Annotated in this window: 15 protein-coding genes and 5 pseudogenes; 11 read left to right on the top strand and 9 right to left on the bottom strand. The window is 68.8% G+C overall.

Going from position 1 to position 14,329, the window contains the following annotated elements:
* Positions 1 to 27: 27 nt before the first annotated feature.
* From ABT114_RS41030 to ABT114_RS41040, 3 genes are read left to right on the top strand one after another with little or no spacing between them, the layout of a single operon-like run.
* The gene (locus tag ABT114_RS41030) at positions 28 to 1,935 is read left to right on the top strand and encodes a RiPP maturation radical SAM C-methyltransferase (RefSeq protein ID WP_351149602.1); all 1,908 of its coding nucleotides are present in this window, start codon (positions 28 to 30) and stop codon (positions 1,933 to 1,935) included.
* On the top strand, positions 1,932 to 2,516 hold the full coding sequence (locus ABT114_RS41035) for a DUF5825 family protein (protein ID WP_351149604.1): 585 nt from the start codon (positions 1,932 to 1,934) through the stop codon (positions 2,514 to 2,516). Before ABT114_RS41030 ends, ABT114_RS41035 begins: the two co-directional genes overlap by 4 nt.
* Positions 2,517 to 2,519: 3 nt before the next feature.
* Positions 2,520 to 3,806 carry an MFS transporter gene (locus ABT114_RS41040; protein ID WP_351149607.1) on the top strand — a complete coding sequence of 429 codons (1,287 nt, stop codon included), beginning with the start codon at positions 2,520 to 2,522 and terminating at the stop codon, positions 3,804 to 3,806.
* A 4-nt stretch (positions 3,807 to 3,810) separates the two neighbouring features.
* Here ABT114_RS41040 and ABT114_RS41045 read toward each other — a convergent pair.
* Positions 3,811 to 4,092, bottom strand: a pseudogene (locus ABT114_RS41045) (YciI family protein); the annotation flags it as partial.
* Positions 4,093 to 4,097: 5 nt separating this feature from the next.
* Between ABT114_RS41045 and ABT114_RS41050 the strand changes: the two are divergent.
* Complete coding sequence (locus ABT114_RS41050) at positions 4,098 to 4,457, top strand: GNAT family N-acetyltransferase (protein ID WP_351149610.1); 360 nt, start codon at positions 4,098 to 4,100, stop codon at positions 4,455 to 4,457.
* A gap of 67 nt (positions 4,458 to 4,524) precedes the next feature.
* On the opposite strand, the gene ABT114_RS41055 is transcribed toward ABT114_RS41050, so the two are convergent.
* Positions 4,525 to 4,722 carry a hypothetical protein gene (locus ABT114_RS41055; protein ID WP_351149612.1) on the bottom strand — a complete coding sequence of 66 codons (198 nt, stop codon included), beginning with the start codon at positions 4,720 to 4,722 and terminating at the stop codon, positions 4,525 to 4,527.
* A gap of 37 nt (positions 4,723 to 4,759) precedes the next feature.
* Between ABT114_RS41055 and ABT114_RS41060 the strand changes: the two genes are divergently transcribed.
* The 4 genes and pseudogenes from ABT114_RS41060 (at position 4,760) to ABT114_RS41075 (ending at position 7,034) form a co-directional block, all read left to right on the top strand.
* Complete coding sequence (locus ABT114_RS41060) at positions 4,760 to 5,068, top strand: hypothetical protein (protein ID WP_351149615.1); 309 nt, start codon at positions 4,760 to 4,762, stop codon at positions 5,066 to 5,068.
* Between the two features lie 127 nt (positions 5,069 to 5,195).
* Positions 5,196 to 5,393, top strand: a pseudogene (locus ABT114_RS41065) (transcriptional regulator); the annotation flags it as partial.
* A gap of 133 nt (positions 5,394 to 5,526) precedes the next feature.
* Positions 5,527 to 6,101 (top strand): annotated as a pseudogene (locus tag ABT114_RS41070) (transcriptional regulator).
* A 191-nt stretch (positions 6,102 to 6,292) separates the two neighbouring features.
* Positions 6,293 to 7,034 (top strand): annotated as a pseudogene (locus ABT114_RS41075) (DUF5131 family protein).
* A 68-nt stretch (positions 7,035 to 7,102) separates the two neighbouring features.
* Here the strand turns inward: ABT114_RS41075 and ABT114_RS41080 are convergent.
* The 5 genes and pseudogenes from ABT114_RS41080 to ABT114_RS41100 all read right to left on the bottom strand — a co-directional run.
* A complete protein-coding gene (locus ABT114_RS41080; RefSeq protein ID WP_351149617.1) occupies positions 7,103 to 7,711 on the bottom strand; it encodes a hypothetical protein in 609 nt (202 codons plus the stop codon).
* A 229-nt stretch (positions 7,712 to 7,940) separates the two neighbouring features.
* Positions 7,941 to 8,180 (bottom strand): hypothetical protein, encoded by a 240-nt coding sequence (locus ABT114_RS41085; protein ID WP_351149620.1) that lies wholly within the window; start codon positions 8,178 to 8,180, stop codon positions 7,941 to 7,943.
* Between the two features lie 84 nt (positions 8,181 to 8,264).
* Positions 8,265 to 8,606: a DUF6087 family protein gene (locus tag ABT114_RS41090; RefSeq protein ID WP_351149624.1), complete on the bottom strand. Its 342-nt coding sequence runs from the start codon at positions 8,604 to 8,606 to the stop codon at positions 8,265 to 8,267.
* 139 nt (positions 8,607 to 8,745) lie between these two features.
* Positions 8,746 to 9,930, bottom strand: a complete 1,185-nt coding sequence (gene tcmP, locus ABT114_RS41095) for a three-Cys-motif partner protein TcmP (protein ID WP_351149627.1) — start codon at positions 9,928 to 9,930, stop codon at positions 8,746 to 8,748.
* Positions 9,931 to 10,251: 321 nt separating this feature from the next.
* Positions 10,252 to 10,425 (bottom strand): annotated as a pseudogene (locus ABT114_RS41100) (ATP-binding protein); the annotation flags it as partial.
* Between the two features lie 315 nt (positions 10,426 to 10,740).
* On the opposite strand from ABT114_RS41100, the gene ABT114_RS41105 reads away from it, so the two are divergent.
* Positions 10,741 to 11,304, top strand: coding sequence for a DinB family protein (locus tag ABT114_RS41105; RefSeq protein WP_351149630.1), 564 nt, complete (start codon positions 10,741 to 10,743; stop codon positions 11,302 to 11,304).
* Between the two features lie 282 nt (positions 11,305 to 11,586).
* Entirely contained in the window at positions 11,587 to 12,057 is a 471-nt protein-coding gene (locus ABT114_RS41110) for a hypothetical protein (protein WP_351149633.1), read from the top strand.
* Positions 12,058 to 12,356: 299 nt separating this feature from the next.
* Here the strand turns inward: ABT114_RS41110 and ABT114_RS41115 are convergent, their stop codons facing one another.
* Positions 12,357 to 12,833, bottom strand: a complete 477-nt coding sequence (locus ABT114_RS41115; RefSeq protein ID WP_351149636.1) for a DUF6924 domain-containing protein — start codon at positions 12,831 to 12,833, stop codon at positions 12,357 to 12,359.
* Positions 12,834 to 12,878: 45 nt separating this feature from the next.
* Positions 12,879 to 13,172 (bottom strand): transposase, encoded by a 294-nt coding sequence (locus ABT114_RS41120; protein ID WP_351149730.1) that lies wholly within the window; start codon positions 13,170 to 13,172, stop codon positions 12,879 to 12,881.
* A 341-nt stretch (positions 13,173 to 13,513) separates the two neighbouring features.
* On the opposite strand from ABT114_RS41120, the gene ABT114_RS41125 reads away from it, so the two are divergent.
* Positions 13,514 to 14,194: a DUF4232 domain-containing protein gene (locus tag ABT114_RS41125; RefSeq protein WP_351149638.1), complete on the top strand. Its 681-nt coding sequence runs from the start codon at positions 13,514 to 13,516 to the stop codon at positions 14,192 to 14,194.
* Positions 14,195 to 14,329: the final 135 nt, after the last annotated feature.

The raw sequence follows: 14,329 nt of genomic DNA on the forward strand, positions 1-14,329 counted from the left end.
GAGGGAACGGTGACGGGGGAGAGTGGTGTGCGCGTACAGCTGGTGACCATGCCGTGGCACCCGATCGATCTGCCCTCTCTCCAAGTGGGCCTGCTGCACCAGCTGTTGCGGCAGGTCCGCCCGGACGACGATGTGCGTGAGTTCCACGGCTCGCTGCGCTGGGCGGAGTTCCTCCTCGAGCGGTCCGGCGGGCGGCTGCGCCCCGGTGACTACGAGGCGATCGGCAGCGATTCGATCTTCGACGGCCTCGGTGACTGGGTCTTCTCGGGTGTGCTGTACGAGGACGAGAACTGGGGCGTGGCCCGGCTGAAGGAGTACGCCGCACGTCGCGGCCTCTGCATCGACACCGCCTCCGACATGCGGGTCCACGCGACCGAGTTCATCGCCGAGTGCGCGACGGAGGTGCTCGCCCAGGAACCGGACGTCGTCGGGTTCACCAGCACGTTCATGCAGAACGTGCCCTCGCTCGCGCTGGCCAGGGAGCTCAAGCGCCGCCGTCCAGGGCTCACCGTCGTCTTCGGCGGCAGCAACTGCGACGGCCCGATGGGGCACGCCCTGCACCGCAACCATCCCTTCGTCGACCACGTGGTGCGTGGCGAGGGCGAGTACGCCTTCCCGGCGCTCCTGCGCCACCTGGACGCCGACACGCCACCCGCCGACGTACCGGGCCTGTGCTGGTGGGAAGGGCAGACGGACGGCCGGGTCTCGCGGGCGAACACCGAGTCCCGGCGCACCGTGGCGCCCTCCGACATCCCCGCGCCCGACTACGACCAGTGGCAGGCAGCCCTCGACGCATCCCCCGTCCTCGAATACGTCTACCCGAAGCTGGTGGTCGAGGGGGCACGCGGCTGCTGGTGGGGCGAGAAGCACCACTGCACCTTCTGCGGGCTCAACGGCTCCTCCATGGCGTTCCGCGCCAAGTCGGGCGAGCAGCTGTGGAGCGAGATCGACCACCTCGTACGACGGCACCGCATCCTCGACGTCGTCACCGTCGACAACATCATCGACATGGCGTACTTCAAGGACTTCCTGCCCCTCGCCGCCGAGAGCGGCTGGGACCTGCGGATGCACTACGAGGTCAAGTCCAACCTCAACCGTGAACAGATCGCCCTCCTCGGGCGGGCCGGAGCCGTGCTCATCCAGCCCGGCATCGAAAGCCTGAGCAACCGGGTCCTCGACCTCATGGACAAGGGCGTCAGCGGCGCCCGCAACATCCGCACACTCCGTGAGTGCGAGAACCACGCGCTGACCGTCACCTGGAACTACCTGTACGGCTTCCCGGGCGAGACCGTCGAGGACTACGCACCGGTCGTCGACCAACTGCCCGCGCTCGTCCACCTGCAGCCCCCGGGCGGCGCCCACCGCATCCAACTGGAGCGGTTCAGCCCGAACTTCACGGACCCGGGGTTCGGCTTCGGCAAGCGGCGCCCAGCCGAGATGTACCACCATGTCTACGAGCTGCCCGAGTCCGAACTCACCGACCTCGTCTACCTGTTCGCGACGGATGACGCGGGCATCGGCGGAGAGACCGAGAGCCGGCTCAAGCGGGCCGTCGCGGCATGGCGCGACGGACATCACGGATCGAGCCTGGTGATGGAGGAAGCGGAGCCGGAGGACGGTGTGGACGTACTGCTCGTACACGACCGGCGCCACGGCTGGCCCCGCCGCACCCACCGGCTGACCGGCTGGCAGGCGCAAGCGCTGCGCCGCCTCGAGGACGGGCGGACGGAGCCCGCGCTGCACCGGCTGCTGACCGGCGACGGACACGACATCGCGGCCGAGGAGCTGAGCGGGTGGATCCAGCAGGCTCAGGCGACGGGGCTGGTGTTCCGCGACGGGCGGACGTACGTGTCCCTGCCCACGTGGGACGTACCGGACCGCATCGACCCCGACCCGGCTCCGCAATCCACGGACCGTCAGGAGGTGGCCGGATGACCGGGCTTCCCGCGACCGTCCCCCACCGCGTGATCGGCCGACAGGTCCACGTGGACGTGCCGCTGCGCCTGGGCGGGGCGGGGCGCGAGACGGCGGTGGCGGTCCAGTTCCTGCGCGAGTGCCAGAGCCAACGGCTCCGTACGCACTGGGAGATCGCCTACGAAGACCGGCCGCGAGGCGACGACCCGCTTGACACGCATGACGCCCCGTACGTACGGATGCTGCACCACCTCCCACCACCCGTGGAACGGCCCGACGAACCAGGTGAGTTGAGCGCCTGGCGCACCTCGTACGCAGCCTTCCCCGCCGGTATGCTCTACCACCGCCGCGGCCCGGACTTCATCACCGTCATGGACCGCAGAGAGCGGCCCGCCTCGGCGAGGTTCACCCTCGACCACCCGGATCTGCTCGCCACCTTCGCCATGGTCCAGGAGCCCACGGCGCTCGGTGAACTCGACGCCGTGCAGCGGGAGGCCGTCGACCTGCTCGCGGCCGAGCGGCTGGCTCTCGTCGCCGACGGTTGGGCGGTGGCCCTGCCGCCGCGGCTGCACCGCTGGCCCGTTCCCTGCACGGGGATCTGAGGGTTGGGCGCGTCACGGGCCGACGGGACGGTCCCCCTGCGTCGCCACCGTCCCTTCGTGCTGCTGTGCGGCGAGCAGGTCGCGAGCTCCGTCGGGCGGCAGATCACCGCTCTCGCACTGACCCTGCTGGCCGTGACCGACCTCGGCGCGGGGCCGTTCGGGGCGGCCGCGCTGTTGGCGCTGACCTATCTGCCCGGCGCCGTGCTGAGCCCGCTGGCCGGAGCGATCGTCGACAGGATCAGGCTGCGCCGCCTCCTCGTGTGGGTGACCACCCTGCAGACCCTGGTCGTCGGCTCGATCCCGTTGGCCGGCGCGGTGGGGCATGTCACCCTGGCGCACCTGTACGTGGTCGCAGGCGTCTCGGGCACCCTGACCTTCACGCTCTCGGTCGCGCTCCAGGCAGCGCTGCCGCGCGTCGTCGGACCGGAGCGGCTCCTCGCCGCCAACTCGGCGCTGACCGCGGCCCGTACGAGCGGACAGGTCGGCGGGCCCGCGCTCGGCGGTGTCATGGTCGGGCTCCTCGGAGCCGACGCGGCGCTCCTCGCGGGCAGTGCGGCCTACGCAATCGAGGCGCTCTTTCTGTTCGCGCTGCCCGCCGCGCTGAACGCGCTGACAGGCTCGCGGGAGCCCGCCCGCGCGAAGTCCCTGGCCGGCTCGCTGCGTACGGGACTCGCGGTGGTGCGCGCCGAGCGCCGGCTGCGCCGCATGGTCCTGGCGGGCGCCGGACTCAACCTCGGCAGCGGTGCGGCGGCCGCCCTCTACGTCTTCTACGCGACCCGCGATCTCGCCCTGCCCGCCTGGCAGTTGGGCACGACGTACGCGGCCTACAGCGCGGCCACCCTGGCGGGCGCCCTGCTCGCCGGACGCTTCGCCAGGACCTCGGGGCTGTGGCGGGCCACGCAGATCTTCGGACTCGCGGCAGGCGCTGCCGTGTTCCTGATCCCGGCCGCGTCGCTGGGCCTCGCCTTCCCCGTGCTGCTCGCGTACCAGGTCTGCTACGGCCTCTCCGGCACCGTATGGATGATCTCCATGACGACCACGCAGCAACTGGTCACCCCTGACGGCATGCAGGGCCGCGTCGCGGGACTCGTGCAGGCGGTGCTGCTCACGACGGTGCCGGTCGGAGCCCTTGCGGGGGGCGCGCTGGCCGCCTGGCTCGGCAACGTACCCATGCTCATGGGCGCGGCGGCCGTGACCCTGCTCTCCGCGGCGACCCTTTGGGCACCCACGGGGGCGGGCGTCACCGTGCCGGAGCGGGCCCTGGACGCGGAGGCGGAGAGCCGCCGCTAGTCACTCACGACGGCCTCCCGCCTAACTGCCAGTTGTGGACCTCGATATGGGCATACGCGTCCGAGATGAGGACGCCGCGAGCCGTCTCCGGGTCCGGCGCCCGGAGCAGGGCCGCCGTCCCGAGCCAGGTGCCGCCGTCGTCGGACAACAGCGGCCCGTACGCGATCAGTTCGTCCCGGTCGCGCGGCACGCCCAGGTCGGCGCCCGGCCCCGTACCGAGGCCCATCACCAGGTACTGGTTGCCACCCTCCCGGCCGCCGGGGAACTCCCACATGGTGCGCCCCAGCCGACGTGAGTTGGCCTCGTGACTTCGGACCCGAACGCTTCTCCGGAGGCATAGATGACCCAACCAGGCTCCTTCGCGTCGCAGACTGCGACGGGCAGGTTGTCGGACATCTCACAGGGTCGGTGGCTGAGGGATCTGCGATGCGGCCGGTCAAGGTCGCGATGCTCGTGAGCATGTATGTCCAGCCAGCCCACCGCCACGGCGGGCTCGGAACACGTCTGATCACGCAGTTCTCGGCCTGGGCGAAGGAAGCGGGGGCCGAACTGGCCGAGGTGACCGCGTACTCCAGCAATGCCGATGCGATCCGCTTCTACGAACGGAACGGTTTCGCGAGTCAGTCAGTGACGTTGCGGACCGCCTTGTGAGATCAAACCACAGCCAGCATCACTGCCGGGGTGAAGTTCCACCCTGGGCTTGGACAGCGGGTGTTTATTATGCTGCGGGAGTGAGGTCTTGCGTCGCGAGAGCTCTGGTCTCGAGTGGGGTGACGTAGCCGTACTTGGGGTGCTTGCGCAGGCGGGTGCGGTTGTACTCGACCTCGATGAAACGGAAGACGTTGGCTCGGCCGGCTTCGTGGGACTCCTTCGCGGTGGGGGCCCTTCGAGGCTGTCCGTCTCGGTGGGTCGTCACGGTGACATCCGTGCCGTCGTCTGCAATGCTGCGCACCATGTTCATGATCGCCACGGCGTCGGCCGCAGCCTCCTCCAACCCGACAGGGGTTCTGATCTTCCTCGCGGCTTTTGGGGCCGCAGCCGTTTACATGGGAGCGAGATGGGCTTTCAACCTCCGCGGCGCCGTTGACGTAACGCTGGCACGGCGCCGGGCCGCTTTGGAGCTGAAGGGCCAGCGCACGGGCGATCTGAGCCTTGCAGACACCGAGAGCCTCGGCCCCGGGTTCTTCAAGTTCTTCGGCGGCGTCATTGCCGTGGCGGGACTCGCCGTGTTGGCACTGAGCATGATCCTGGCGACCAGCTGAGTCGAGCATACGGGCACCTCCGGCCCTCGGGGTGTCACGGCTCGCAGCCGTTGCGCATCTGCCGTCCGGTGAAGATGAGGAAGACCGTGCTGCACAGCGGGCTCATGGGGGAGTGCTGCCCGGCGCCTGGATGCACCTCATCCGCTCCCAGGCCTTCGCGAACCTGTGGGGGGAAGCCCACCGCGCCTACGACGAGGGCCTGATGGTCGTCCGCGCCATGGGCCCGACGAACTGCACGTCACCGGCGACTGGCGCCGCGGTGTTCGCCGAAGGCCGCGGTGTCATCGAGGCGAAGGTCAAGGACGTTTCCCCCGTCGGCATCGACCACAACCAGGACGCTGAGCCCCTTGAGAGCCTCCCCTGGAGCCGATCACCCGGCCCAGGAATGCCCGCCGGGATGGGTGATCGGTCGTCACGGGCCCGTACGGTGATCCACCAGCCGAGGACCGGAAGAGACGATGCCTGAGCGGAACATCGAGTTCGGCAAGTACGGCGCGAGCGGGGCATCAAGGGCCACGAAGCCGTCGCCCGCCAGCTGGACGCGCTTGCCGGCTACATCGCCACCCCCGTCACCGCCCGCCGCGGCCTGCTGGCCCGACTGCACTACCTCACCCGCACCGACCACGCCCGCGCCGCCGCCCGGGCGGCCGGCCTGACCGTCACCGATCGCACCCTGCGCGCCTGGCTCGAGGGCACCCGCTCGCCCTCGAAGCGGAACCTGGAGCGGATTGAGCAGGCGCACCGCACGGTGCGGCGGGAGAAAGTCGCCCGCTACCTCGTCGCTCGCCTCAACCGCGAAGGCCGTGGCACCCGCGTGGAGATCCACCCGCTCAACCAGTCACAGGTCGACCGGCCGCGCCAGCGCGTGGTGGAGTTCCGGACGTTGAACGTGCGCCGCTGGGACCGGATCGTGGCCGCGTGGGTGGCCGGAGACGATCAGGAGCTGGACGACGCGTGGGTGGACCAGGTCGTCGACCTGGGCTCGCAGTGGGGGCAGTACGAGTACGTCACGAACATCGGATTTGCGGCATGACGGTGCCCTGTTTACAGATGCCCTGTCACTTCGCAGGATGGGCACATCAGTTCGAGATTGAGGCGGTGGGAGCCGCGTGACAGCCGGATGGTTGGATGCCGGTACCGGTTGCGGGGCGTCTCGTTGGGCAAACCAACGGGCCGCTGCGGTACCGGTGGACAGGCTCGGTTCGAGGGGATGGAGGGCCGGCCGTGAGTGATCGCAGTGCGATCGAGTGGACCGAGGCGACGTGGAACCCGACCACGGGCTCCGACCGCGTCTCCCCTGGCTGCGACAACTGCTACGCGTTGACGTTGTCGAAGCGGCTGAAGGCAATGGGATCACCGAAGTACCAGGCCGACGGGGACCCGCGAACTTCCGGGCCCGGCTTCGGACTGGCCCTGCACCCGGACGCCTTGAGCGTGCCGTACGGCTGGAAGAGCCCGCGGACGGTGTTCGTGAACTCCATGAGCGACCTCTTCCCGGGTACCGCTCGACTACGTGCGCCGTGTCTTCGACGTGATCGCCGAAACCCCGCAGCACACCTACCAGGTCCTTACCAAGCGGGCGCGGCGCCTGCGGCAGGTCGCCGACCGGCTGGAGTGGCCGGCGAACCTGTGGATGGGCGTCTCGGTGGAAAGCGCGAAGGAGCTGCCGCGTGTCGATGACCTGCGCCAGATCCCGGCGGCGGTGAAGTTCCTGTCGTGCGAGCCGCTGCTGGGGCCGCTGGATGGGCTGGAGCTGTCTGGCATCGACTGGGTCATTGCGGGCGGAGAGTCCGGACCCGGGCACCGGCCGCTGGACGAAGCGTGGGTAACGCAGATCCGCGACACCTGCCAGCAGGCCGACGTGGCGTTCTTCTTCAAACAGTGGGGCGGCCGCACGCCGAAGGCCGGCGGCCGCGAGCTGGAAGGCCGTACCTGGGACCAGATGCCGCAGCTCGTGGAGGCGTGAGCCAGCCGGGCCGTTGTGCAGGCTTGGCCCGCCTTCAGGAGTGATAGCGGCGCGCCCCGTTCCTCGGATCAGGCGCCACCCAGGGCCCAACTGCCGTCCTGCGGCACCGCGAAAGCGAGCTTCCAGGGCTTGTGGCCCGGGGCGGTGCAGAACGCCCAGAGGCGGATGGGAGCGGTGCGGTACTCGTTGCGCCAGCGCTGTTCTCCGTCGAAGCCCTCGTACCAGAACGGTCTCAGGGACGGGTCGATGGCGAGCCGATGGCGGTCACCGGGGAGAAGGGGGAATGCGGGAACCGACCGGCCCAGCTCGTCCGCTTCATCGACTCCGGGCCGGAATCGGTACGGCCCCCAGATGACCTCCTCTCGCTGCTCCAGTGTCGGAGTACCGGCCAGGTGGGGAAGCCGAGAGCGGTCGAAATCGTCCCGAACGGTCAGCTGTACGCTGAGTTCGCCGAGCGTGGCCGGGCTGTCGAAACGGACGTACAACACCTCATGGGACTCAGCCTGGAGTTTGATCCGGAGCTGGGGAGTCAGTTCCTTGTGCCAGCGATCCCGCTCGATCTGTGCGACCGAAGTGGCCGTCTCGTTCGCCTCGCGGGAGGCCTTCCACGCGCCCCAGGCAGCGACCCCGCTGAACGCTGCTGACGCCGCAGCTATGGACGTATCGACGATGCTCATGCCGGACTGTATAGCTCACCTGGAGCGCGACGATTCACCGAAGTCAGCCCGCTGCCCCTCCGGCGAAGTACGGAACGTCGGTGGGAGCGAGGCCGGTGCCATCGGGCGGGATGCCGCCAGCGTCCGGCGCTGCCCCGGGCGACGTCGACGAGGCGGCGTCCGCCGGCGCCTCCCGCTCGACAGGCGCATGCACCCCGCGCGGTCAGTGGGCGTCCCGCCGCTCTCAGCGTTACTCCGCTGGATCCTCCTCGGCGTGCCGCACCGCCTTCTTCACCGACTGCTCCAGCTCGTACCGGTCGCCCCCGCTCTCCTTGGCGTGTGCCGTGACCGCGGCCTGCGCCGCTTCTGATGCTTCACGCCAGCGGCGCCACTGCGCGTCGTATTCTTCGCCGGAGAGGCCAGCCAGGCGGGCCCGCTCCGTCTCGGCGGTGCGCTCCAGCTTGATCAGTCTTTCGGGGATCTCTGTCACGTGCACGGATCCTAAGCGGGCAGTCCGGGTGCAGCCGGTACTCCGTGACCGGAGGACGCTCTGGAGTCGCAGGAAAATACCTGCTCAGAGTAGTCCGCGCAGGCGTGCTCTCTTCCTCTCGGTGATCCCACCAGAGTGAGCTTGGGCATTCTGGCCAGGACTGCGAGTAGAAGCCGACTGCTCAGGTCGCTCATCGGCACCACTCGGGGGACTCAGTACCGACGCGGCCGCCGCCCAGTTGCAGGCGACAGCCACCGGCTCCCAGACATAGCCATCCCAACGGGAAATCAGGCGTGGGACCTCCGGATCAACATGCGAACCCCGCTCAGGGCCTGAGTTGAGCGTATTGAGGCGCAACCTCCCCTTCTTCCGCTTCCGTTCCTCCTCGCGCCTGCGCGCCCATTGCTCGAAAGGCTCATCGCTCACTCCGTCAGCATGGAGCAGTCGCAGCTCGGAAGGCCATAGCGGACCGCGGATGATTCATGCGCGCACCAAGTCTGCGGCGGGCTTCGAAGCATGGGCTAACTGGCCGCTCGCCTGGCGACGACCTTTGAAGACAGGCACTTCAGGCTGCGAGGCTTCCGGGACGGATAGTGATTTCCCGCGTCCTGCGCACGCCCACCCCGTTGCTGGGCGTCTTGCCCTGATCGTGCAGGAGGCGTACAGCCTTGCGCACCACCGGTTCGGTCACCTGGCCGTAGAAGCTGCCGAAGACCTCCAGCGTGTGGTCGACCAACTTGACCGGACGCCGGGCGCGCAGCAGCAGCTTCTCCAGGTTGCCTGCGATCTCCGGCACCGCCCTGGCCTCTACCTCCTGGGGGTCCGGTCGGCTGGAGAAGAACGACAGCTGCCCCTCCCTCTCTTCCTCTTCGCGCGTCTCGAATGTCTTCCACCATTCGTCCCGCGCGCGGGCGACGGTGTCGCCGAACACCCACAGGCCGTACTGGCTGCGGGTTGCGAAGACCAGCCGGTAGACGGCGCGCTTGTGCGGCGCGTGCGACACGGGCACCGATTGCACGAACATGCCCGTACGCCGGGCAAGTCGGCGGGCGTACTCGGCTGCCACGGCCTCGATGGCGTCTTCCGCGGCGCCGTCCCTGGCGGAGGCTGCCGACGCGTCGGCGAAGTACTCGCGGCACCACGGGCCGCCGCAGACGTCGTCGAAGCGCTGCAGCGACTTCTCGTTGCCGTTCGGGGAGCGGACGTGACCGCCCAGGCGCCACACGGCCATCATGCTGAAGTTCATCAGCAGCTCGGTCGCCGGCTTCTTCTGCGGCCGCTGCCGCGCCAGCACGTCCACGAGCCGGTCCTGGGGCAGGACCAGCCCGCACGGGTCCAGGAAGAGGAACAGCGGCTCGCGCACGGCGCGCTGGACCACGCTGTCGAGGACACTGTCGACTTCGCCGCGGTGGGCGTGTGCGAGCACACCGCCTGCCCGGTAGTGCCCGACCACCTCGTTCAGGCGGTCGAACGACTTCTGCTGCGACTCCGTGAAGAAGCACTCCACGGTGATCCCGTGCCGGGCGCGGAAATGGGAAGCGACCCGTAGCGCGATTTCTGCCGATGCTGGGTCACCGTTCTCGTAACGGCCCTCGCCTGCGTATCCGTCCAGGTAGACCACACGCCTGTCGTGCGACTGCGTGCCCGTCATGCCGCCGAACTGGGGCAGGTAGCGCTTCAGGAGGTCGTGCTTGAACACGCTGGGCAGCGCCTTGTCCGCCCAGTAATCGCCGCCCGTTCCCGTGGACATGGCCCCCCATTCCGTTACGGCTCAACTAACCGCCTGTTACGCATAGTCAGCCCACGCCCCCAAGCCCGACAAGAGGCCCAATCCGCCACCTGTCCGGACTGATCGAGCCTGCATCGCATGAGAGAGCACCGAACTGGCTCCCGGTTCCTGGAGTACTTCGTATGCGCCTAACACGCCGCCGGGGGCCTCTGACGAGCAACAGCTGTAAGGCCTGCGGGCAGCAGCGGCCTGGCAGCTGCACCGCAAGGCCGTCGGACCAGGCGGATACGGCCGGGCAGGCCCCTCTTTCTCGGCTGGACGGAATCACAGAGACACCGAGTATCGCGACGGCGATTGGGTGGCCAGGGTCTTCGGCATGATCTCGTCGAATCCGGAGGGGTGCAGGTTGCTCGACACGGCCAGCGCCCGCCGTTCGTAGGCGGCATCGACCAGGCGGTAGAAGCCCTCGGCGGCGTCCGGTGAAACGGGCAGAAGCCCGATGTCGTCAACGATGAGTCTTCGCCATCTTCGAACATGCAGGTCGGAGACTCTGGCGTGGCGCTCGCTCGGGGTACTCATGCTGATCACGGGCGGGAGTCGGCGATCTTGATCATCCGTCATGTCATCGGTCGAGACAGTTACATTTGGGTCATTGAACCCAACCCAGCCAGCCGGGTTGTTGATTTCAAGCAACCGCTCGCGGCGGCACGGCCCGAAGGGCACATCAGCCCCCAGCGTCATCTCCCGGTGCGGTACGCTCTCGCGGCCCACGGCCAGCGACGGCGTCTGCGAGGGTCGCAGCCAGGTTCCCGTTGTATGTAGTGTGCGGAAATGACAAGAAGCGAGCGGCTCGCGGAGCAGTTGGACTGGCACTGGCGCACGAACCTGCGGCCGCGGCTGGACGGTCTTACCGATGAGGAGTACTTCTGGGAGCCGGTGCGCGGCTGCTGGAGCATCCGCCCACGTGGCACGTCGGCCGCACCGATGTCGGAAGGTTCGGGGGAGTGGACGATGGACTTCGCGTCCCCTGGCCCGGTGCCGGCGCCGGTGACCACGATTGCCTGGCGGCTGGCACACATCATCGTCTCGTGCCTGGGCTATCGGGTCGGATGGTACTTCGGCGGCCAGGACGTCGACTCCCAGACATTCGCCTACGCGGGGACCGCTGACGAGGCGCTGAAACAGCTCGATGAGATGTACGGGAGATGGAACGAGGGGGTCCGCGCGCTCTCGGACGCTGACCTGGAGAATCCGCCCACGGTGGGTCCCGAGCGGTTTCCCATGGAGAACAGGGTCCTGCACGTCAATAGGGAGCTGATCCATCACGGCGCTGAGATTTCCCTGCTGCGCGACCTCTACCGCTGGCAGGACGGAGCCGTACCGCACCGAATATGACTTTTCGGTAACCGGCGATCGAGCTTCGGTAGCTTACGTGGACTCCGTGACGCTCCGTGGCTGCTGCCGCCGAGAGGCCTCACGATCTTTGACCGCCCCTCTACCTGCATGTTCGAAGAAGCTTCGCCATCTTCGAACGTGCTGGTCGGGGGCTCTGGCGTGATCGGTTTGCGGGGTGCTCGTGCTGGTCGTGGGCGGCAGTCTGGCGTGTAGATCGTCTGGCAGGGATGGTTATGCGGATTCCCGCCCGTCGGTTCGGGTTGCGTCCCTACGCTCCGGCGCATGACGGATCCCGAGGTGTTGGAGCGACTCGCGGCGCGACGCGCGGAGCTGGACGGACTCGAAGAGCAGCGGGTCAAACAGTTGGCGGAGGTGCGGTCCGAGCGGGACGAACTCGCCGTGGCCGAGCGGGTGCTGCTGCGGATGGCCGAGCAGATCGCCGCTGAGCGGGATACTGCCTCCTCGCCGGTCGCGCACGTGGCCGGGCGCGCGGTGCGGCTGGTCCCGGACCGTGCGCCGGGGGGTGGCCGAGTCCGCGTTGCCGGCGGAGTACCGGCGCATCCTGGCCGCGGTGCGCCAGGCTGGGGGTCCCGTGGCGACCCGGGGCGTCGGCGAGATGCTGGGCCTGGACACCTCGGTGCGGGGCAGGCTGGAGCCGCTGCGCGGGAAGCTGACGAAGCTCGCTCCACCGACAAGTGCCCGCAGCCCACCGCCCCGTGGGCGGCGTGTCCGCAGGTCACCACGCCTTTCTGAGCGTGGTGGGGAGCCCGACATCCCCTGCTGCACACCCCGCGCTCGCCCCAGAACAGAAAGAAAGAAGGAGGTGAAGGGGACGGCGGGCGGAACGGGCGGGCAGTGCGGCCGGGGGATCGGGGGCGGCCTGGTGTCTGTTGCGCGTCGGCGGCCGCCTTCGCGCAACCCGCCGCCGCAGCCCCCGGCTTGAGGGCCCGTGAGGAGCCCAGGGAGCGTGCCCGGCGGCAACTCCCGGGTAGACAGGGCAACGGTGATGGGGACTCTTGAAAACGGCTCTGGCCGCAGTTTCGTGAGCCCGTTCAGAAGGACCGGTAGATCCCCTCGGGATCATCGTGAGCCCATGCCGCGTACTCCTCGAAGCCCAGGTTGCCGATGCTCAGGTTCGCGTGGACGTCGTGGAGCCCTGCGGGCGTGGTGCGGAAATCGCGGCCGAACTCGGTCAGCTGTTCATAGTCCTCTTCGTCCACGCACTCCTCCCGCGTCAGCGTGGTGACCGCCAGCAGCGGGTGGCTCTCGGCCTGCATGGTTGTACGGTCGGCGAGAAAGACAACGGCCAGGTTGTCGTCGCCGCAGACCGCAGTCAGCACCTCGTCAACGGTCGCCCCTGCCCAGGCCGGATCGTCGATGAAGAGGACGTGGGCCTCGTACTGCCTGTCTCCCCAGGGCTCCATCAGCGCCGCCGCCACGTCCTGCCACGCCTGGTCGTCGAGGTAGTCGGTTCTGACGACCAGGGCATCGAACTCATCACGGCCGGTGACGGCGGGCAACGTTCTCATGGATCCTTCTCCTCGGTGACGATCGGTGAGCCGTGCCCGACTGTCTCATGGGCCGTTTCCGAGGATGCGGGTCCGGAGGAGTTCAAACGAGGCTCGGCCATACATAGCTCGCTTGAGTGTTTTCACCCGGTTTACGTGTCCCTCGACGACCTCAGAGCTCCAGGGCAGGGTCAGACTGGCGGTCACCGCGTCGAGGTCCTGGCGGAGGAAGCCCGCGAAGCCCTTCATCGGCTTCGGCGCGTCCTGCTCGGCCTTCCGGATCCACTCCAGCAACAGGTATCCGCGCCGGTGACGGACCAGGTCGGCGAACGCCCGAGCGAGGTCGCAGGCCCGGGTGATGTCCGGGCAGGCGAGCCGGACTTAGTTTCGGCGTGCCGTGCGGGCGGTTCGGCAACTGCCTCGGGCTCCGGGGCAGAGGACTCGTCGGGACGCCCGGACGTTTTCATCCCCAGGCGTCGCCGTGGCGACGCGGCACAGGCACGGCGGCCCCGGCCGACGCGTCTCGGCGGCTCGCGCGGTCCCGGACATGCCACTGAGCCGGGGTTGGTGCGATCCAACGCCGTTATCTGGAACCGAAGTCCTTGAGACAGAACCCGAACACTCACAGGATCATTCCAGGATCGACTCGGCCCTAGTGTCATCGGTGTCAGCAGGAAACACCACAGCCGCTGGAGATCAAGATGCGTTCGCGTCTGGCCGCCCGTTCCGCCCGTCTCGTCCTGGCCGCAGTCGCCGTGACGGCCCTCGCCGCCACCACTACCGCCTGCGACCCCGAAGACAACGGTGCCGCAGACTCCGCGGCCCCTGCCCCCTCCTCCACTTCCTCCGCCAGCAGCTCCACCACGGGCGGCTCCAGCAACTCCGACTCCGACTCCGACTCCAGCTCCAGCTCCAGCGACTCGGGCTCCTCGGGCACGGCCGCCGGCACCGACGACGCCACGAAGGACGGCTACGGACAGTCCTGCGGCACCAACGACCTGGACTTCACGGTCACCTCGGAGTCCCAGGCCGGCGGCTACTACCTCGTCACCGCCAAAGCCAAGTCCGGCATCACCTGCTACCTGGACACCAACACCCCCACGGTGTCCTTCGGGTCCGGCACCGACGGTGTCGCCTCCCCCGTCGGGCAGGGCGGCGAGGACCCCATCAAGCTCACGGGCTCCACCGCCGCCTACACCGGCATCAGCCCCAAGACCACCAACGACGACTCCGGCAAGGAGCTCGAGAACGTCATCATCGCCACCACCGAAGACGACCCCAACCCCGCCGAGCTCAAGCTTCCCGACACGGCCACCGTCGACAAGCCCATCGTCACCAACTGGACCACCAACGCCTCCGAGGCCGTCCCGCGCATCGTCTGACATCTCCATGCAGGGCAACCGACCCACTCCACTGCACCATGCCACCGGCCGCCACGTCGGCCGGTTCAAGGCACGCCATGGCTCGCCGGGCCGCCAGCCCTCGCCCCAGGGCCGCTCCGCAGGGCGTCCCGCTGC

It is taken from the genome of Streptomyces sp. NPDC002088 (assembly GCF_040296605.1).
Taxonomy (GTDB): Bacteria; Actinomycetota; Actinomycetes; order Streptomycetales; family Streptomycetaceae; genus Streptomyces.

What these genes read in the sequence shown, in the direction of transcription:
- ABT114_RS41035 (WP_351149604.1), top strand. Translation starts at nt 1,932, where the DNA reads ATGACCGGGCTTCCCGCGACCGTCCCCCACCGCGTGATCGGCCGACAG.
- ABT114_RS41060 (WP_351149615.1), top strand. Translation starts at nt 4,760, where the DNA reads ATGTTCATGATCGCCACGGCGTCGGCCGCAGCCTCCTCCAACCCGACA.
- ABT114_RS41080 (WP_351149617.1), bottom strand. Translation starts at nt 7,711, where the DNA reads ATGAGCATCGTCGATACGTCCATAGCTGCGGCGTCAGCAGCGTTCAGC.
- tcmP (WP_351149627.1), bottom strand. Translation starts at nt 9,930, where the DNA reads ATGTCCACGGGAACGGGCGGCGATTACTGGGCGGACAAGGCGCTGCCC.
- ABT114_RS41105 (WP_351149630.1), top strand. Translation starts at nt 10,741, where the DNA reads ATGACAAGAAGCGAGCGGCTCGCGGAGCAGTTGGACTGGCACTGGCGC.
- ABT114_RS41110 (WP_351149633.1), top strand. Translation starts at nt 11,587, where the DNA reads ATGACGGATCCCGAGGTGTTGGAGCGACTCGCGGCGCGACGCGCGGAG.
- ABT114_RS41115 (WP_351149636.1), bottom strand. Translation starts at nt 12,833, where the DNA reads ATGAGAACGTTGCCCGCCGTCACCGGCCGTGATGAGTTCGATGCCCTG.
- ABT114_RS41125 (WP_351149638.1), top strand. Translation starts at nt 13,514, where the DNA reads ATGCGTTCGCGTCTGGCCGCCCGTTCCGCCCGTCTCGTCCTGGCCGCA.